This window comes from Variovorax sp. FW301-JW7 (assembly GCF_058788795.1).
Genome location: NZ_JBYTBC010000009.1, coordinates 235259 through 254202, shown reverse-complemented (window position 1 = coordinate 254202; position 18944 = coordinate 235259). Strand labels below are relative to the sequence as shown.

18 protein-coding genes are annotated in these 18944 nt (G+C 68.1%); 5 read left to right on the top strand and 13 right to left on the bottom strand.

Annotation, left to right across the window (positions count from 1 at the left end; all coding sequences use genetic code 11):
• Nucleotides 1–36: 36 nt before the first annotated feature.
• The 4 genes from secF to AC3WQM_RS23955 form a co-directional block, all read right to left on the bottom strand.
• The gene (secF, locus tag AC3WQM_RS23970; protein ID WP_489060724.1) at nt 37–999 is read right to left on the bottom strand and encodes a protein translocase subunit SecF; all 963 of its coding nucleotides are present in this window, start codon (nt 997–999) and stop codon (nt 37–39) included.
• A gap of 18 nt (nt 1000–1017) precedes the next feature.
• Nucleotides 1018–2910 carry a protein translocase subunit SecD gene (gene secD / locus AC3WQM_RS23965; protein WP_492682229.1) on the bottom strand — a complete coding sequence of 631 codons (1893 nt, stop codon included), beginning with the start codon at nt 2908–2910 and terminating at the stop codon, nt 1018–1020.
• 89 nt (nt 2911–2999) lie between these two features.
• A complete protein-coding gene (yajC, locus tag AC3WQM_RS23960) occupies nt 3000–3335 on the bottom strand; it encodes a preprotein translocase subunit YajC (RefSeq protein WP_099793994.1) in 336 nt (111 codons plus the stop codon).
• 258 nt (nt 3336–3593) lie between these two features.
• Nucleotides 3594–7205 (bottom strand): indolepyruvate ferredoxin oxidoreductase family protein, encoded by a 3612-nt coding sequence (locus tag AC3WQM_RS23955; RefSeq protein WP_492682227.1) that lies wholly within the window; start codon nt 7203–7205, stop codon nt 3594–3596.
• A 178-nt stretch (nt 7206–7383) separates the two neighbouring features.
• Between AC3WQM_RS23955 and AC3WQM_RS23950 the strand changes: the two genes are divergently transcribed.
• Nucleotides 7384–7860: an Lrp/AsnC family transcriptional regulator gene (locus AC3WQM_RS23950; protein ID WP_062478228.1), complete on the top strand. Its 477-nt coding sequence runs from the start codon at nt 7384–7386 to the stop codon at nt 7858–7860.
• A 74-nt stretch (nt 7861–7934) separates the two neighbouring features.
• On the opposite strand, the gene AC3WQM_RS23945 is transcribed toward AC3WQM_RS23950, so the two are convergent.
• From AC3WQM_RS23945 to AC3WQM_RS23930, 4 genes are all read right to left on the bottom strand, one after another.
• Entirely contained in the window at nt 7935–8294 is a 360-nt protein-coding gene (locus AC3WQM_RS23945) for a hypothetical protein (RefSeq protein ID WP_307695214.1), read from the bottom strand.
• A gap of 99 nt (nt 8295–8393) precedes the next feature.
• Complete coding sequence (locus AC3WQM_RS23940; protein ID WP_489060715.1) at nt 8394–8783, bottom strand: roadblock/LC7 domain-containing protein; 390 nt, start codon at nt 8781–8783, stop codon at nt 8394–8396.
• A complete protein-coding gene (locus tag AC3WQM_RS23935; protein WP_492682225.1) occupies nt 8780–9322 on the bottom strand; it encodes a GTP-binding protein in 543 nt (180 codons plus the stop codon). The genes AC3WQM_RS23940 and AC3WQM_RS23935 overlap by 4 nt, the downstream gene beginning before the upstream one ends.
• Nucleotides 9323–9335: 13 nt before the next feature.
• Entirely contained in the window at nt 9336–9980 is a 645-nt protein-coding gene (locus tag AC3WQM_RS23930) for a hypothetical protein (protein ID WP_492682223.1), read from the bottom strand.
• Between the two features lie 179 nt (nt 9981–10159).
• Between AC3WQM_RS23930 and AC3WQM_RS23925 the strand changes: the two genes are divergently transcribed.
• The 4 genes from AC3WQM_RS23925 (at nt 10160) to AC3WQM_RS23910 (ending at nt 14282) form a co-directional block, all read left to right on the top strand.
• Entirely contained in the window at nt 10160–10882 is a 723-nt protein-coding gene (locus tag AC3WQM_RS23925; protein WP_492682221.1) for a hypothetical protein, read from the top strand.
• A gap of 80 nt (nt 10883–10962) precedes the next feature.
• Nucleotides 10963–11721, top strand: coding sequence for a basic amino acid ABC transporter substrate-binding protein (locus AC3WQM_RS23920; protein ID WP_095950484.1), 759 nt, complete (start codon nt 10963–10965; stop codon nt 11719–11721).
• A 134-nt stretch (nt 11722–11855) separates the two neighbouring features.
• On the top strand, nt 11856–12626 hold the full coding sequence (locus tag AC3WQM_RS23915) for an amino acid ABC transporter permease (RefSeq protein ID WP_492682219.1): 771 nt from the start codon (nt 11856–11858) through the stop codon (nt 12624–12626).
• 30 nt (nt 12627–12656) lie between these two features.
• Nucleotides 12657–14282: an MFS transporter gene (locus AC3WQM_RS23910; protein ID WP_489060706.1), complete on the top strand. Its 1626-nt coding sequence runs from the start codon at nt 12657–12659 to the stop codon at nt 14280–14282.
• Between the two features lie 9 nt (nt 14283–14291).
• Here the strand turns inward: AC3WQM_RS23910 and AC3WQM_RS23905 are convergent, their stop codons facing one another.
• From AC3WQM_RS23905 to AC3WQM_RS23885, 5 genes are read right to left on the bottom strand one after another with little or no spacing between them, the layout of a single operon-like run.
• Complete coding sequence (locus tag AC3WQM_RS23905; protein WP_492682217.1) at nt 14292–14615, bottom strand: cytochrome C oxidase subunit IV family protein; 324 nt, start codon at nt 14613–14615, stop codon at nt 14292–14294.
• An 8-nt stretch (nt 14616–14623) separates the two neighbouring features.
• Nucleotides 14624–15316, bottom strand: coding sequence for a heme-copper oxidase subunit III family protein (locus AC3WQM_RS23900; protein ID WP_139700774.1), 693 nt, complete (start codon nt 15314–15316; stop codon nt 14624–14626).
• Nucleotides 15317–15327: 11 nt separating this feature from the next.
• Entirely contained in the window at nt 15328–15945 is a 618-nt protein-coding gene (locus tag AC3WQM_RS23895; RefSeq protein ID WP_492682215.1) for a cytochrome c oxidase subunit 3 family protein, read from the bottom strand.
• Nucleotides 15942–17729 (bottom strand): cytochrome c oxidase subunit I, encoded by a 1788-nt coding sequence (locus AC3WQM_RS23890; protein WP_492682213.1) that lies wholly within the window; start codon nt 17727–17729, stop codon nt 15942–15944. Before AC3WQM_RS23890 ends, AC3WQM_RS23895 begins: the two co-directional genes overlap by 4 nt.
• The gene (locus tag AC3WQM_RS23885) at nt 17726–18898 is read right to left on the bottom strand and encodes a cytochrome c oxidase subunit II (protein ID WP_492682211.1); all 1173 of its coding nucleotides are present in this window, start codon (nt 18896–18898) and stop codon (nt 17726–17728) included. Before AC3WQM_RS23885 ends, AC3WQM_RS23890 begins: the two co-directional genes overlap by 4 nt.
• Nucleotides 18899–18944 lie beyond the last annotated feature (46 nt).

Here is an 18944-nt window from a genome sequence, read left to right as displayed (position 1 = left end):
AGTGCGGGTGACGCGAAGCTGGCGCCGAAGTATCCCTCAGACCACGGCGCCAGCGTTCGGGTCGTCGCCGCCCGGATCGCCGTCGCGCTTGACCGGCGGGCCCTTGATCAGGTCTTCACGCTTCACGCCCAGCCACATCGCGATCGCGGCAGCCACGAAACACGACGAATAAATGCCGAAGCAGATGCCGATGGTCAGTGCCAGCGCGAAGTAGTGCAGCGTCGGGCCGCCGAAGAAGAACATCGACAGCACCACGAGCTGCGTGGAGCCGTGGGTGATGATCGTGCGGCTGATGGTCGAGGTGATCGCGTTGTCGATCACTTCGGTGGTCGTCATCTTGCGGTAACGCCGGAAGTTCTCGCGCACGCGGTCGAAGATCACGACCGACTCGTTCACCGAGTAGCCCAGCACCGCGAGCACCGCCGCCAGCACCGCCAGCGAGAACTCCCACTGGAAGAAGGCGAAGAAGCCCAGGATGATCACCACGTCGTGCAGGTTGGCCAGCACGGTGGACAGCGCGAACTTCCACTCGAAGCGGAACGCCAGGTAGATCATGATGCCGATCACCACCATGGCCAGCGCCTTGATGCCGTTGGTGGTCAGCTCCTCGCCGACCTGCGGCCCGACGACCTCGATGCCGCGCTGCGTGGCCGACGGGTCGACCGACTTCAGCGCCTGCATGACCTGCGCGCTCTGCTGGTCGGAGCTCATGCCCTTCTGGGTGGGCAGGCGGATCTGCACGTCGCGCGAGGTGCCGTAGTTCTGCACCTGCACTTCGGGATAGCCGAGCTTGGTGACGGCCTCGCGCACCTTGCCGATGTCGGCCGATTGCTCGTAGGCCACTTCCATCACCGTGCCGCCGGTGAACTCCACCGACAGGTGCAGTCCGCGGTGGAACAGGAAGAACAGCGCCAGCGCAAAGGTTGCGAAGGAAATGATGTTCAGCACCAGGGCATGGCGCATGAACGGGATGGTCTTGTGGATGCGGAAGAATTCCATGGCGATGGTCCTCGGCCGTTACTTGGTGTCGACCACGGCGGTGCCGTCGGCGCTATCGGTTTTGGGCCGCCAGACGGTGCCGATCGACACAGACTTGAGCTTCTTCTTCTGGCCGTACCAGAAGTTCACGAGGCCGCGCGAGAAGAACACGGCGGAGAACATCGAGGTGACGATGCCGATGCAGTGCACCACCGCGAAGCCGCGCACCGGGCCCGAGCCGAAGGCCAGCAGCGCGATGCCCGCGATCAGCGTGGTCACGTTCGAATCGAGAATCGTGCCCCAGGCGCGGTCGTAGCCCGCGTGGATGGCGGCCTGCGGCGAGGCGCCGTTGCGCAGCTCTTCCCGCACGCGCTCGTTGATCAGCACGTTGGAGTCGATGGCCACGCCGATGGCCAGCGCCATGGCCGCAATGCCGGGCAGCGTGAGCGTGGCCTGCAGCATCGACAGGATGGCGACCAGCAGCATCAGGTTCACGGCCAGCGCGATCGACGAGAACAGGCCGAACAGCGCGTAGTAGGCACACATGAAGACCATGATGGCCAGGAAGCCGTACATCACGCTCTTGAAGCCTTTTTCGATGTTGTCGGCACCGAGCGTCGGGCCGATCGTGCGCTCCTGGATGATCTCCATGGGCGCAGCCAGCGAGCCGGCGCGCAGCAGCAGGGCGAGGTCGCTGGCCTCGGCCACTGTCATCGAGCCCGAGACCTGGAAGCGGTTGCCCAGCTCGCCGTTGATCGACGGGGCCGTGAGCACTTCGCCCTTGCCCTTCTCGAAGATCAGCATGGCCATGCGCTTCTTGTAGTTCTCGCGGCTGACGTCGCGCATGATGCGACCGCCCTTGGCGTCCATGGTCAGGTCGACCTTGGGCTGGTTGCTCTGCTGGTCGAAGCCGGGCTGGGCGTCGGTGAGGTTCTCGCCGGTGACGAGCACCTGCTTCTTCACGATCACCGGACGGCCACCGCGGTCGAAGAATTTCTCGGAGCCGAAGGGCACGGGCGCGCCGCTCAGTTCGGCCGCGCGGCCTTCGGAGCTTTCGTCCACCATGCGCATTTCGAGCGTGGCGGTGCGGCCCAGGATTTCCTTGGCCTTGGCCGTGTCCTGCACGCCGGGCAGCTGCACGACGATGCGGTCCAGGCCCTGCTGCTGGATCACCGGCTCGGCCACGCCGAGTTCGTTGATCCGGTTGTGCAGGGTCGTGATGTTCTGCTTGAGCGCGGCGTCCTGCAGGCGGCGGGCCGCCTCGGGCTTGATGGTGGCGGTCAGGCGCCAGTTGGTGCCGTCTTGCGTGTCGGTGGTGCTGAGGTCGGGGAACTGGTCCACGATCAGGCGCTTGGCGGTCTCGAGCGAGGCCGCGTCGCGGAAGCTCACCTCGACGGTCTGGCCGTTGCGGCTGACCTGGGTGCCGCGGATGTTCTTGTCGCGGAAGGTGGTGCGCAGGTCGCTCGCGAACGATTCGGCCTTCTTGTCGATGGCGCCCTTCATGTCGACCTGCAGCAGGAAGTCGACGCCGCCGCGCAAGTCGAGGCCCAGGTACATCGGGTACGCATGCAGTGCCGTGAGCCACTTGGGCGAGCGCGACAGCAGGTTCAGCGCCACCGTGTAGGGCGGGTCGCTGGCGTCGGGCACCAGGGCGCGCTGCACGACGTCGCGCGCCTTGAGCTGGTCGTCGGTGGTGGTGAAGCGGGCGCGCAGGGAGCCGGCGTCCAGCGTCACCAGGTCGGGCGTCAGGCCGGCGGTCTTCAGCGCCTCCTCGACCCGGGCCTGGGTGGCGGCGTCGACCTTGACGGTCGTCTTGGCCGCGGACACCTGCACCGCGGGTGCCTCGCCGAAGAAATTGGGCAGGGCGTAGATGAGCCCCACGAGTAGCACGATCACGATGATCGTGTACTTCCAGACCGGGTAACGGTTCATGAGAAGGCGCTTTTCACAAGCGTTTCAGAAATGGAACACGGCGTGACTTGGGGCCCTGCGCCGTGAAGCGCAAGGTTCAGCTCACGCTTTTATTGCTTGACGGCGCCCTTGGGCAGCACCTGGACCACCGCGCTGCGCTGGATCTTGATCTCGATGCCGTTGGCGATCTCGAGACCGAGGTACTGGTCGCTGATGGACGTGATCTTGCCGAGCACGCCGCCGGCCGTGGCGACTTCGTCACCCTTGGCCAGGGCTTCGATCATGGCGCGGGCTTCTTTCTGGCGCTTCATTTGCGGGCGGATCATGACGAAATACAGCACCACGAACATCAGCACCAGCGGCAGCATGCTGCCCAGCGAAGACAACATGTCGCCACCACCGGCGGCTGCGGGCGCGGTTTGAGCGAAAGCAGAGGAAATGAACAAGAGAGTCTCCAGCAGAGGGAAGAGAGAAGAAAAAGACTTCAGATGCGCAGGCCGGGCCCGCGGTTCCGCGCCCACGAGGGATGCGGGCCGCAAGTCAGAGGCTCGGCGGGGGAGGCCGCGCGCAGTCGGGCATTGTATTCGTCGCAGATGGCCGTTTCGCGCCCTTATCCGGCGCGGCCCGGAGGGCTTTCAGCTATCGTTTCAATAGCAAAGAGCGCCGCAAGGGCGCTCTTTGTCAGGGGAAACGGGCCTGGCGGATCAGGCCGCTGCGCGCTGCGCCTGGGGGTTGCGCCACTTGCCCATCAGCTCGGTCCAGCGGGTGCGGGCCGCCGCGAGGTTGCGCTCCTTCACGTGGCCGTAGCCGCGGATCTGCTCCGGCAGCGCCGCGATCTCCAGCGCCAGCGCGTGGTTGTCGGCACGCAGGCCCTTGAGCACTTCCTCGATGCTGGCGCGGTACTCGCCGATGAGGGCGCGCTCGGTCTTGCGCTCTTCGGTGCGGCCGAAGACATCGAGCGCCGTGCCGCGCAGGCCCTTGAGCTTCGCCAGCAAGCGGAAGCCCGTGAGCATCCAGGGGCCGAACTTCTGCTTTTGCAGCTGGCCCTTGGCGTTCTTCTTGGCCATGAGCGGCGGCGCCAGGTGGTAGTTGAGCTTGTAGTCGCCTTCGAACATGCCCTCGACGCGGTCCAGGAAGGTGCGGTCGGTGTGCAGGCGGGCGACTTCGTACTCGTCCTTGTAGGCCATGAGCTTGAACAGGTAGCGCGCCACCGTTTCGGCCAGGCCCGTGCTCTTGCCGACGGCCGACTCGACCTGCTGCACGCGGCCGACGAAGGCCTTGTATTCCTCGGCATACGCGGCGTTCTGGTAGCCGGTCAGGAACTCGGCGCGGCGCGCCACCAGGGCCTCGACCGTCTCGCGCTTCTTGAACTCGATGACCTGGCCCGGGCGCACGCGCTTTTGCAGCTCGTCCGGGCGCACGGCGGCCTGGCGGCCCCACTCGAAGGCGGTCTTGTTGTTCTCGATGGCCACGGCGTTCAGCTCGATGGCGCGCATCAGCGACTCGTGCGCCAGCGGCACCCAGCCCTTTTGCCAGGCGTAGCCCAGGATCATCGGGTTGACGTAGATGGTGTCGCCCATCAGCGCGGTGGCAGCGGCATCGGCGTCGAAGGCGCCCAGGCCGTCGATGCCCACGGCGCGCGCAATTTCAGCGGCGCAGGCGTCTTCGGGGTTCTGCCAGTTGGCGTTGCGCACGAAGGCGGCCGTGGGCGCGCTGTGGCTGTTGAGCGCCACGTGCGTGCGCCCTTCGCGCATGCGCGCCATGGTCTCGGCGTTGATCGTGACCAGCGGGTCGCAGGCCAGGATCAGGTCGGCCGCCGCGGTGCCCACGCGGGTGGTGCGGATGTCGTCCTGCGTGTCGCCGATGAGCACGTGGCTCCAGGTGGCGCCGCCCTTTTGCGCCAGGCCCGCCGCGTCCTGCGTGACGATGCCCTTGGCCTCGATGTGCGCGGCCATGCCCAGCAGCTGGCCGATGGTGATCACGCCGGTGCCGCCGACGCCGGCCACCACCACGCCCCAGACCTTGCCGCCCGCGAGCGACGGAATGGCGGGCTCGGCCAGCAGGCCGAGCTCGGCCGGCGTGGCCGCCTTGTTCTTGCCCTTCTTCTTGAGCTGGCCGCCTTCGACCGTCACGAAGCTCGGGCAGAAGCCCTTCAGGCAGCTCATGTCCTTGTTGCAGCTGCTCTGGTTGATGGTGCGCTTGCGGCCGAATTCGGTTTCCAGCGGCTCCACGGAGAGGCAATTGCTCTGCACGCTGCAGTCGCCGCAGCCTTCGCAGACCAGCTCGTTGATGACCACGCGCTTGGCCGGATCGACGGCCGTGCCCCGCTTGCGGCGGCGGCGCTTTTCAGTGGCGCAGGTCTGGTCGTAGATGATGGCCGTGGTGCCGGACATGGCGCGGAACTCGCGCTGGATCTCGTCCAGCAGGTCGCGGTGCTTCACCTGCACGTGGTCGCCCGGAATGCTCACGCCCTCGTACTTCTCGGGCTCGTCGGTGACGATGACGACCTTCTTCGCGCCTTCGGCGTGCAGGCTTTCTGCAATCTGCAGCACCGAGTGGCCCTCGGGGCGCTCGCCGACCTGCTGGCCGCCGGTCATGGCGACCGCGTCGTTGTAGAGGATCTTGTAGGTGATGTTCACGCCCGCCGCGATGCTCTGGCGAATCGCCAGCAGGCCGCTGTGGAAGTACGTGCCGTCGCCCAGGTTGGCGAAGATGTGCTGGTCGGTCGTGAAGGGCTGCTGGCCGACCCATGGCACGCCCTCGCCGCCCATCTGCGTGAAGCCGATGGTGGAGCGGTCCATCCAGGTTGCCATGAAGTGGCAGCCGATGCCGCCCATCGCACGCGAACCTTCGGGCACGACGGTGCTGGTGTTGTGCGGGCAGCCCGAGCAGAACCAGGGCTGGCGCGTGGCGTCGGCCACGCTGGTGGACGCCTGCTGCACCACCATCGCGCGCTCCTTGGCCTCGAGGATGGCCAGTTGCGCATCGATGCGCGCGGCCATGTCGGCGCCGGCGGCGGCCAGCAGGCCGGTCTTCTTCAGGCGCGCCGCGATGGCCTTGGCGATGAGGGCCGGGTTCAGGTCGGCGTTGGCGCGCAGCAGCGTGTGCGAGGTCGGGTTGGGCATCGACCATTCGCCGCCGGAGTAGCCGTCGGCCGTGGAGCTGGCGCCTTCGTCGAACTTGCCGACCACGTTGGGGCGCACGTCGGAGCGCCAGTTGTAGAGCTCTTCCTTGAGCTGGTATTCGATGACCTGGCGCTTCTCCTCGACCACCAGGATTTCCTGCAGGCCGGTGGCGAATTCGCGCGTGAGTTGCGCTTCGAGCGGCCACACCACGCCCACCTTGTGCAGGCGGATGCCCAGCTGGCGGCAGGCCGCGTCGTCCAGGCCCAGGTCGATGAGCGCCTGGCGCGTGTCGTTGTAGGCCTTGCCGCTGGCCATGATGCCGAAGCGGTCGTTCGGGCCTTCGATCACGTTGTGGTTCAAGCGGTTGGCGCGGATGTAGGCCAGCGCGGCGTACCACTTGTAGTGCATGAGCCGGGCTTCCTGCTCCAGCGCATGGTCGGGCCAGCGGATGTGCAGGCCGCCGGGCGGCATCTCGAAGTCGGTGGGAATGACGATGTCGACGCGCTCGGGGTCGATCATGGCCGTGGCGCTGGACTCGACGATCTCCTGGATCGTCTTCATGCCCGACCACACGCCCGAGAAGCGGCTCAGCGCGAAGGCGTGGATGCCCAGGTCCAGGATTTCCTGCACGTTGGCCGGGAAGAACACCGGCGTGCCGCAGGCCTTGAAGATGTGGTCGCTCTGGTGCGCGGCCGTGCTGCTCTTGGAGATGTGGTCGTCGCCGGCCACCGCGATCACGCCGCCCCAGGCGGTGGTGCCGGCCATGTTGGCGTGCTTGAAGACGTCGGAGCAGCGGTCCACGCCCGGGCCCTTGCCGTACCAGATGCCGAAGACGCCGTCGAACTTGTTGGTGCCCTGCGGCGAGAAGCCCAGCTGCTGCGTGCCCCACAGCGCCGTGGCCGCGAGCTCTTCGTTCACGCCGGGCTGGAAGACGATGTTCTGTTCCTTGAGGAACTTGCTGGCCTTCCACAGCGCCTGGTCGTAGCCGCCGAGCGGGGAGCCGCGGTAGCCGCTGATGAAGCCGGCGGTGTTCTTGCCGACCTGCTTGTCGCGCAGGCGCTGCAGCATCGGCAGCTTGACCAGGGCCTGAACCCCGCTCATGAAGGCGCGCCCGTAGTCGAGGCTGTATTTATCGTCGAGCGTGACGGTTTCTAGCGCGCGGCGAATGTGCTCGGGCAGCGGGGCGTTCATGTTCTCTGTCTCCGTATTGGCAGGGCTTTGTGGGCCTGGCTGAGGGGTGTGGGTCTGTGCCCGGTAGGGCGCAAGCCCATGGTGACGCAAAGTGTATGCCGGGGTCTGCGACAGGTGTTTGCGTTTTTTGCCTCGGAAAAACGACTTTCAGAAAGAATCTTGCTTAACATCCACCCCTATGGAAAGCATTGACAAGTTCGACCTCGCTATCCTGCAAGAACTGCAGACCGATGGCCGCCTCACGAACGCCGAGCTGGCGCAGCGCGTGGGCCTGTCGGCGGCGCCCTGCTGGCGCCGCGTGCGCGCGCTCGAAGACGCCGGCTTCATCAAGGGCTACCGCGCCGAGATCGACCGCCACAAGATCGGGCTGGGCGTGCTCGCTTTCGTGCGCGTGGACACCGAGCGCGTGACCCACGAGGCCACGCGCAAGCTCGAAGACGCGATCCGCAAGATGCCCGAGGTCGTGGCCTGCCACTACATCAGCGGCACCGGCACCTTCGAGCTGCAGGTGGTGGCGCAGGACCTGAACGGTTTCTCGGCCTTCGCGCGGCAGAACCTCATGAACCTGCCGAACGTGAAAGACCTGCACACCAGCTTCTCGCTGGGCGAGGTGAAGGCCAACAGCGCACTGCCGCTGGGGCACCTCGCGAAGTAGCCGCCCCCAAAAAAAGAAAAGGGCCGCCTCCCGCGAGGGAGCCGGCCCGACGGCGATGCGCCTTGGCAGACTGATTAGAAGGTGATGTCCTTCTCGACGTCCTGCAGCTTGCGGCGGGCCAGCGCCAGGTTCGACTTCGCCTTGTCGAGCACGAAGTAGATGAACACGCCTTCCTTCTGCGCCATCGGGCGCAGCAGGTGGTACTGCTTGCCCAGCGTGATCAGGATGTCTTCGATGGTGTCGCTCAGGCCCAGCGCGCGCATCGTCTTGAGCTTGGCACGCATCACTTCGGTGTTGCCAGCGGCGGCCACTTCGAGGTCCACGCCGGTGCCGGCGGCGCCCAGCATCATGCCGCTGGCGGAATCGACCACGGCAGCGCACAGGGCGCCGTCGGCGGTCAGGAGGGTGTCGAGGCTGGTCTGGATCGAGGCCATGTCAGTAAATCCTGTGAGTGAAATTCATGCGAATGAAAAAGAGGGTGGAGACGTCGCATGCCAATCCGTCCCCGCCCGTGAATTCGTGTGGGATGAGGCCTAGGGCTGCGGCGCCTCGAGCGCCCGCACGCAGGCCGCCGTGCGGTACATCGCCTGCGCGAGCACCGCATCGGCGTCGGCGATGACGTTCACCACCAGCGAGGTCTCGCCGCTGTGCACCGGGCTGACGAGCGCAAAGCCGTTGTCGGTCGCCACCGTGATGCAGGTGCAGCGGCCCAGGCCGGCCTCCTGCGACACCACCGCGCCGATGGCGGCGATCGAGCTGGCCATGGCGGCGATGCGCGCGGGCTCGACGTCGCGCCGGGCGACGCTGGCGATCTCGAAGCCGTCGGGCGTGGCCACCACCACCGAGGCGACGCCGCTCACTTCGTCGAGCACGCGACGGGCCTCCACTGCGGCGCGCAGCTTCAGGGCGTGGGGAATCTTCATGGCGCGGGCTCCTCGTCGAGCACTTCGATCTGCATCAGCAGCGTCTCGATCAGCGCGACGACGTCGTCCTTGCGGCGCGGATCGACCGCCAGCAGCGGCAGCACCAGCCCGCGCGCCGCCAGGGCCTGCGCGTAGTCGTCGAGCGTGGGTGTGGGGTGCGACGGCAGGCGGCTCACGCCCACGGCGCAGGGCATGCGCTCGAGCGCGCCGGCGAAACCGTCCAGGTACTGGGCCAGGTCGGCCATCGGGTCGGGGCGGCTGTTGTCCAGCAGGATCGCCAGGCCCAGCGCATCGCGCACCAGGATCTTCCACATGAAGTCGAAGCGGCTCTGGCCCGGCGTGCCGTACAGGCGCAGCCGGTCGCCGTTGTCCAGCGTCACCTGGCCGAAGTCGAGCCCCACCGTGGTGGTGGCCTTGGCGACCGAGGTGTCGGCGTTGGCGACCTCGGTGGCGATCGGCGCGGTCTCGCTGATGGCCGCGATGGCCGTGGTCTTGCCCACGCCCATCGGGCCCGTGAAGACGAGCTTGAAGTCCCTCATGCCGGCGCCCTGCTCAGGCCAGCCCGAGGCGTCGGCGGATGCGCGAGAGCAGGCCGCGCTTGTGCTGCGCGGCCTCGCCGCCGGCGCTGGCCCCCGAGGGGCGCGGCCCGCGGGCTTCCTCCGACCAGGTCAGCGCGCCTTCTTCCTCCAGCAGGCCGAGGAAGGTGCTGCACTCCTGCACGTCGATGCGACCCAGCACGCTGAGGCTTTCGGCCGATTGCGCGCTCTTCGACAGGGCAGCGGCCAGCCGCACGTAGATCGGATGGCGCTGCAGGGTCACCTGCGAGGGCCAGCGGATCAGCGAAGCGCGCGCGCGGATCGAGCGCACCATGGCGCGTGCCGCGTCGCCCGAGGCCCCGCTCGGCGCGACCTGGTTGAGCAACGCGACCAGCTCTTCCGCGTAGATGGGACGCGCCAGCGTGCGGCGCACGGGCGCGGCGGCCACGGCCTCGCCGCGCGCCACCATCGGCACCACGAAGCGCGCGGCCGGTGTCTGCCGCTCGGCGGCCGGCGCATCGCCGTCCACCAGCAACAGGTCGCAGGGCTGCGACTCGCTGACCGTCCACAACGACCGGAGATTGGAGCTGAGGCGAACGATGATCCGCAGCAGCTCGACCTCGACCTGAGGGAGCCCCATGACGCCCAAAACCAATGGCATACCTTCTTCCCTGAGCAATTGCTTTTAATAGTTCCTCATTGTTATATGTGTTAACTAATTGATGCGTTGTGTATCGAATCGATGCCCAAATTTGGACGTGCACCGAGAAGTAACGCACACGATGGGAGCGCCGGGCCGGCGTCGCGGCCCTTCGCAAGACCTCTGGGACACTGGGCCCCATGAATCCCGAAGAAGCTGGCCCACGGGCCCTGTCGCACCTGCACACCTTGGGCCTGCTGACCGACGCGGAACACGCGCAGGCGCTCGCGCACCCCGACCTGCCGAACGCGCCGCTGCGCACCCCGAGCGAAGCGCTGGGTTGGGCAGCCGCCAAGGGCATCGTCGCGCCGGAGGCGCTGCCCGGCCTGCGCGCCCGCGCTGCCCCCGGCGCGCAAGACGAGGCACACCGCACCGTGGCGAATGCGGTGGCCATGGTCAGCGGGCAGGCGCCGGCCTGGGTGCTGCTCGAGATCAGCCTCATGGCGAACCGCCTGGAAGACGGCGTGACCGAGGGCGCCCTCGATCAACTGCAGGCGCTGCAGTTGATCGATCCTGCGCAGCACGCACAGGCCCTCAGCCTGCTGCCCGCACAGGAACCCGAATGGGCCGCGCCCGCTTCGCCGGCCGCCACGCTCGCCTGGGCCGTGCGCACCGGCGTGCTGACGCCCGCGCAGCTGCAGATGCTTGCCACGCCGATGTCCGCGGTCTCGCCGGAGGGCCGGCAGTTCGTGGCCGATGCGCTCGCCCGCACGGAGCGCAACAGCGGCGGGCGCACGAAGACCGTACGCACCCGCACCGTGACGTGGCACTCCACAGGGGCGCCCGCCTCGCCCCGCGCGGGCAAGGTGATCGCGGTCGTGGCAGTGGTGGCCGTCGCGCTCTACTTCCTGTTCGCCCGATAGGCGGCAAGGGCTCCCGATAGCGACCGCCTAAAATGCTCGCCCACCGCTTCCCGCCGGGCGGCAAGACACAAGGACCCCGAATGAACTCTCTACGCCGCGCCCTGGCCCTCGGCCTCGCTGCCGCCACGCTCGCCTTCGGTGCCCAGGCCCAAAACCGCGAACTCACCGTGGCCTCCAGCGCCACCTACGCGCCGTTTGCCTTCGAGAACAAGGACAAGCAGATCGTCGGCTTCGACATCGACATCATCAACGCCATCGCCAAGCAGCAGGGCCTGAAGATCAAGATCGTCAACACGCCCTTCACCGGCATCTTCGGCGCGCTGAACAACGGCGACGTCGACCTCGTGATCTCGGGCGTCACCATCAACGAGAAGCGCAAGCAGAGCTACGACTTCACGCCGCCGTACTTCGCGGCGCGCCAGCTCATCGCGCTGCCGAAGAACAGCACCGTGGCCTCGCTGAAGGACCTCACGGGCAAGAAGATCGCCGTGGTCAGCGCCTCCACCGCCGACGACATCGCCTCGCGCGAGTTCGGCAAGACCAGCCCCAACATCCGCCGCTTCGAGAGCACGCCGCTCATCATTTCCGAGCTGGCCGGCGGCGGCGTCGATGCCGCCATGGGCGACAACGGCGTGATCGCCTACCGCGTGTCGCAGCACCCCGAGCTGAAGACGCTGGACGACAAGTCCTTCCCCGAAGAGGGCTTCGGCATCGTCGTGAAGAAGGGCGACAAGGCGCTGCTGGACAAGCTCAGCGCCGGCCTGGCGGCCATCCGCGCCGACGGCAGCTACGTGACGATCTACAAGAAGTGGTTCAACAAGGACCCGAACGTCCGATGAACCCACATAGCTCGAAGAAGCGCTGCAGTGCGCACGAATACCGCGGAACCGGCTTGGCCGGGCCGCAGGTATTGCCCCCGGTAGGGGGTTGGCGAAGCGACACGAAGTGCGCGCAGCCTGGGGGCGAGCAATAGATGGAACAACCAGTGCTGCTTTTCGGATGGTTCCGCTGGGACATCCTCGTGGAATACAAGGACCTGTTCTGGCAGGGCGCCTGGATGACGCTGCGCATGACCGTGGTCTGCGTGCTGCTCGGGTCGAGCTGGGGCCTGTGCCTGGCGCTCGCACGGCTGGCGCAGGCGCGCCACGCGCCGTGGACCTGGGTCACGCGCGTGCTGCTGCGCTGGCCCGCCACGGTGTACGTGAGCTTCTTCCGGGGCACGCCGCTGTTCGTGCAGATCCTGCTGATCCACTTCGCGGTGATGCCGGTGTTCATCCACCCGACCTCGGGCATCCTGATCGACGGCGAGCTGGCGCGCACGCTCAAGCAGGAGCACGGCGCGCTGATCTCCGGCGTGGTCGCGCTCACGCTGAACTCGGCGGCCTACATCTCCGAAGTGTTCCGCGCCGGCATCCAGTCGATCTCGCGCGGACAGTTCGACGCCGGCCGCTCGCTGGGCCTGAGCCCCGCGCAGGTGATGCGCTACGTGGTGCTGCCGCAGGCCTTTCGCCGCATGCTGCCGCCGCTGGGCAACAACGCGATCGCGCTGCTCAAGGACACCTCGCTGGTGTCGGCCATCGGCCTGGCCGAGCTGGCCTACGCCGCGCGCACCGTGGCCGGCGCGTATGCGCGCTACTGGGAGCCGTACCTCGCGATCTCGGTGGTCTATTGGGTGATGACGCTGGTGCTGACCACGCTGCTGCGTCGCCTGGAACACCGTCTCGCCCGCAGCGACAGAGGTTAGGCGCGCCGCCTCGCGCCACAATAGCGCGACATGCCGCCCATATCCCCCGAAGAGACACCCCTCCCGCCGGCCAAGCCGCAGCCCTCGAACCTCGCGGCGCTCGAGCCGCTGAAGCTCCCCGTGTTCCGCATGCTGTGGAGCACCTGGCTCATCGCCAACATCTGCATGTGGATGAACGATGTGGCGGCGGCGTGGATGATGACCTCGCTCACCACCTCGCCGATCTGGGTGGCGCTGGTGCAGTCGGCCTCCACCCTGCCGGTGTTCCTGCTCGGCCTTCCGAGCGGCGCGCTGGCCGACATCCTCGATCGCCGGCGCTGGCTGGTGGCCACGCAGTTCTGGCTGGCCGGCACCGCCGTGGTGCTGTGCGCCGCCATCGCGCTCGACGTGATGACCGCGCCGCTGTTGCTGGCGCTCACCTTCGCCAACGGCATCGGGCTGGCGCTGCGCTGGCCGGTGTTCTCGGCCATCGTGCCCGAGCTGGTGCCGCGCCAACAGCTGCCGGCGGCGCTGGGCCTGAACGGCATCGCCATGAACGCCTCGCGCATCGTCGGCCCGCTCACGGCCGGCATGCTGATCGCGAGCGCGGGCAGCGTGTGGGTGTTCGCGCTCAACGCGGTGCTGTCGGTGGCCTCGGGCTTCGTGGTGCTGCGCTGGCGCCGCGAGCACACGCCCAACCCGCTGGGCCGCGAGAAGCTCATCAGCGCGATGCGCGTGGGCGTGCAGTTCGTGCGCCAGTCGCAGCGCATGCGGGCGGTGCTCACGCGCGTGTCGCTGTTCTTCTTCCATTCGACGGCGCTGCTGGCGCTGCTGCCGCTCCTGGCGCGCAACCTCCAGGGCGGCGGCGCCGGCACCTTCACGCTGCTGCTGGCCGCCATGGGCACGGGCGCGATCATCGCGGTGCTGTTCTTGCCGCGGCTGCGCCAGGCGCTGGGGCGCGACCAGCTGGTGCTGCGCGGCGCCATGCTGCAGTCGGCCGCCACCGCCGTGATGGCCGTGGCGCCCAACGCCTGGGTCGCGGTGCCGGCGATGTTCTTCGGCGGCATGGCGTGGATCACGGTGGCCAACTCGCTGTCGGTGTCGGCCCAGCTCGCGCTGCCCGACTGGGTGCGCGCGCGCGGCATGTCGACCTACCAGATGGCGATCATGGGCGCGAGCGCGATCGGCGCGGCGCTGTGGGGCCAGGTGGCCACCGTCACGTCGCTGAAGCTGAGCCTGGCCATCGCCGCCGTGAGCGGCACGCTGCTGATGCTGGCAGCCATGCGCTGGGTGACCGACGTGAGCGGCGAGGACGACGTGCGCCCCGCCCAGGCCGGCTGGGCCACCGGTCCGCCGGCCGAGGCGCCGCAGGAAGACGGCCGCGTGGTGATCACGGTCGAGTACCTGATCGACCCGTCGCGCGCCGCGGCCTTCCACCTCGTGATGCAGCAGACCCGGCGCGCGCGCCTGGGCCAGGGCGCGATCGGCTGGGAGCTGCTGCACGACATCGCGCAACCCGAGCGCTACGTGGAGCAGATCGTGGACGAGTCGTGGACCGACCACCTGCGCCGCTTCAACCGCGCCACGGCCGCCGACATGGCGCTGCGCGAACGCCGGCTGGCGTTCCACCTCGGCGAAACAGCGCCCGTCATCACACGCTTCGTGGTGCGGCGCTGAGCCCGTCCGTCAGCGGAAGAACAAGAGCCGCGTGAGGAAGGTGTGGTCGGCCTCCGCCGCCATCAGCCCGACCAGTACCAAAAGGCACAGCGGCGGCAGCAGGATCGCGTAGACCAGCGCCAGCCGTTCCCACGCCATGTGCATGAAGACCGCGACGATGAGCCCGGCCTTGAGCAGCATGAAAGTGATGATCAGGCCCCAGCGCAGGTAGCCCTGCACGTGCAGGTAGTCGACCATGTACGACATCGCGCTGAGCACGAACAGGAGCCCCCAGATCTTCAGGTACAGGCCGATCGGGTGCTGCTGGCCGGTGGTGGTTGTGGTGGTGTTCATGGTCGTCCTCACCAGAGATAGAACAGCGCGAAGATGAAGACCCACACCAGGTCCACGAAGTGCCAGTACAGGCCGACGATCTCGACCACCTGGTAGTTGCCGGCCTTGTCGTAGTCGCCGCGCATCAGCTTGAAGGCCACGGTGAACAGCAGCACCACGCCGGCCGACACGTGCAGCCCGTGGAAGCCCGTGATCATGAAGAAGGCCGCGCCGAACTGCGCCGCGCCCATCGGGTTGCCCCAGGGCCGCACGCCCTCCTCGAGGATCAGCTTGGACCACTCGAAGGCCTGCATGCCCACGAAGAGCTCGCCGAAGGTGGCGGTCACGAGCATCAGCGTGGCAGCGTTCACGCGGTCGCCGCGGTAGGCGAAGTTGACCGCCATCGCCATCGTGCCGCTGCTGCTGATGAGCACGAAGGTCATGATCGCGATCAGCAGGAGCGGCACGTCGGCGCCGCCCACGTGCAGCGCGAACACCTCGCTCGGATTCGGCCACGCCGCCGTGGTCGAGACACGCACCGTCATGTAGCCCGTGAGGAAGCAGCTGAAGATGAAGATGTCGCTCAGCAGGAAGATCCACATCATGGCCTTGCCCCACGAGACCTGGAAGGCCTGGCGGTCGGACGACCAGTCGGCCACCAGCCCGCGCCAGCCGCTCGCGGCGACGGCGGAGCCGGTGAGGGTTGCGGTGGTGGGGTTCATGCGAAGCCTCCTCACGCCGTGCCGCAGAGGACGCGCGCCACCTCCGGCGTCACCCATCCCAGCAGTGCGAACAATGCCAGCCACACGGCCAGCATGAAGTGCCAGTAGCGCGCGCACAGCGCGATGCGCCAGCCGGCCCGGGCGGGATCGGCCCACGCGACGCGCGCCGCCATCGCCCACCCGACCAGCCCGCCCGCCAGGTGCAGCCCGTGCATGGCGGTCAGCAGGTAGAAGAAGCTGCCCGACGGGTTGCCCGCCGGCATGACCTGCGCGTGCACCATGGCGCCCCAGGCCCACAGCTGCACGCCGAGGAAGCCCGCGGCGCACAGGCCGCCGGCCAGCAGCAGGCGGCGCATGCGCACCGGGTCCACGCGGCGCGAGGCGGCTTCCAGCGCCACGCTGCCCGCCGCCAGCAGCGCCGAGCTGAGCCACAGCTGCCACGGCAGCGCGAGCGCGACCGCGTCGCCGCTGCTCATGCGCATCACGTAGGCCACGGTGAAGAGGGAGAACAGCGCGGTGACCACGCCCATGAAGACCCACAGGCCGATGCCCGCCGCGCTCGCGTGCGCGTCGCGCAGCCGCACGTCGCGGGGCAGGCCGCGCAGGCGCAGGGCAGCGTCGGCGTTCATGCCGGTGCTCCTCGTGCGCCGCTCACCGGCACGTCGTTCTCGTCGTCGCTGGCCTGCGGCGGCGCGTTCTGCGCGATGAAGTCTTCCGCCGCGCCCGGCACGCCGTAGGCGTAGGCCCAGCGGTAGGCCACGGGCAGCCGCGGCCCCCAGTTGCCGTGGCCGGGCGGCGTCTCGGGTGTCTGCCATTCGAGCGAGGCGGCGCGCCACGGGTTGGCGCCGGCCGGCCGGCCGCGCCAGGCGCTCCAGGCCAGGTTGGCGATGAAGAGCAGCTGCGCCGCGCCGACCACCAGCGCGACCACGGTGATGAAGGTGTTGAGGCTGAAGGCCGAGGGCGGAATGAACTTGTAGCCGTCGAAGTTGTAGTAGCGCCGCGGCATGCCCAGCACACCGAGGTAGTGCATCGGGAAATAGATCGCGTAGGTGCCCAGGAAGGTGATCCAGAAATGCAGCCGGCCGATCCGGTCGTCCAGCACGCGGCCGGTGATCTTGGGGAACCAGTGGTAGATGCCGCCGAACACCACCAGCAGCGGCGCCACGCCCATCACCATGTGGAAGTGCGCCACCACGAAGTAGGTGCCCGACAGCGGGATGTCCACGCTCACGTTGCCCAGGAACAGGCCCGTGAGCCCGCCGATCACGAAGGTGCACATGAAGGCCAGCGCGAACAGCATCGGCACCGACAGGTGGATGTCGCCGCGCCACAGCGTCAGCAGCCAGTTGTAGACCTTGATCGCCGTGGGCACCGCGATGACCAGCGTGGTGGTGGCGAAGAAGAAGCCGAAGTACGGGTTCATGCCGCTCACGAACATGTGGTGCGCCCACACCACCACGCTGAGCCCGCCGATGGCCACGATGGCCCACACCATCGTGCGGTAGCCGAAGATGCGCTTGCGCGCGTGCACGCTGATCAGGTCCGACACGATGCCGAAGGCCGGCAGCGCCACGATGTAGACCTCGGGATGGCCGAAGAACCAGAACAGGTGCTGGAACAGCAGCGGGCTGCCGCCCTTGTAGCCCGTGACCTGCCCCATCGACACCAGCGCCGGCATGAAGAAGCTGGTGCCCATCGTGCGGTCCAGCAGCAGCATCACGCCGCTGACGAACAGCGCCGGAAAGCCCAGCAGCGCCAGCACCGTGGCCACGAAGATGCCCCACACCGTGAGCGGCATGCGCAGCAGCGTCATGCCCCGGCAGCGCGCCTGCAGCACGGTGGTCGCGTAGTTCAGGCCGCCCATGGTGGTGGCCACGATGAAGATCAGCAGCGACACCAGCATCAGCACGATGCCGCCGCCGTGGCCCGGTGTGCCGGGCAGGATCGACTGCGGCGGGTACAGCGTCCAGCCCGCGCCGGTGGGGCCGCCCGCGACGAAGAAGCTCGCCATCAGCACCACCACCGACAGCAGGTAGACCCAGAAGCTCAGCATGTTGAGGTAGGGGAACACCATGTCGCGCGCGCCCACCATGAGCGGGATCAGGTAGTTGCCGAAGCCGCCCAGGAACAGCGCCGTGAGCAGGTAGATCACCATGATCATTCCGTGCATGGTCACGAACTGGTAGTAGCGCTCGGCGTTGATGAACTCGAACTGGCCCGGGAAGCCCAGCTGCAGCCGCATCAGGTTGGACAGCACCAGCCCGACCACGCCCACCGCGATGGCGGTGCAGGCGTACTGCACGGCGATCACCTTGTGGTCCTGGCTCCAGACGTAGCGGCGCAGGAAGCTCTGCGGCGCCGGGTGGCCGGCGTCGTCGTGTTCGTCGTCTTGAGTGAGCGCAGAAGAAGTCATCGCGCAGCCTTCTGTTCGGTGGCAGCCTGCGCCGGCGGGCTGCCCAGACTCTGGATGTAGGCCACCAGCGCGGCCAGTTCCTCGTCGCTCAGGTCGATCTTCGGCATCACCGGCGGGAAGCCCTTCACATGGCGCGCCTGCGGGTCGCGGATGAAGCTGCGCAGGTAGGCCTCGTCGACCAACGCGGTGCTGCCGTCGGCCATCGACTCGTTCTTGCCGTACAGGCCCTTCCAGGTCGGTCCGACGCGCGCGCTGCCGTCGACGGTGTGGCAGGCCACGCAGCCCTTGGCGTCGGCCAGCGCGCGGCCCTGGTCGACGCGTGCGCCGCCACCGCCGGCCGGTGCCTGTGCCGCCTGCGTCGCCTGGGCCGCCTGCGCCAGCTGCATCGCGCCGAAGGTCGGCAGCGTCGCGCGCCAGGCGTCGTAGGCCGCCGCGTCCTCCACCACCACGAAGCCGCGCATGTTCGGATGCCCCACGCCGCACAGCTGCGCGCACAGCGCCTCGTAGCGGCCCGCGACGGTCGGCGTGAACCAGAAGCGGCTCACCTGCCCCGGCACGATGTTCATGCGCGCGCGGATGGGCGGCACGAAGAAGTCGTGCAGCACGTCGTGGGAGCGCATCAGCACCAGCACCGGCTGGCCGATCGGCAGGTGCACCTCGTCACCGGGGACCAGCAGGTCGTCCTGCCCCGCAGGGTCGGCCGGGTCGAGCCCGAAGGGGTTGGCGGCGCTGACGAAGCGCGCATCGGTCGCGCCCAGCTTGCCGTCCGCGCCCGGCAGGCGGAAGCGCCACTGCCACTGCTGGCCCAGCACCTCGAGCACGAGCGCGTCATGCGGCGTGCGCACGTAGTTCGCGTACACCACGAGGCCGGGCGCCAGCAGCGCCATGATGCCGACGGTGGTGGCGCCGATCAGCCAGCGCTCGAGCGTCTTGTTCTCAGGCGCATGCGGCGCCACGCGGCGCCCCTCGCGGTGGCGAAAGCGCACCACGGTGTAGGCGAGGAACAGGTTGATGACGACGAAGAACAGGCCCGTGATGACCAGCGTGATGGTCAGCGTGTCGTCCATGCGCTGCCAGTTGGAGGCCAGCGGCGTCGTCCACCACGGGTTGACGAGGTGGAACGCCACCGAGGCCCCCACGATGAGCAACAGGACGACGGCGATGGTCATGTGCTGCGCTCCCTGGGGTGGCCATCGGGGGTTCCGGGGATCGCAT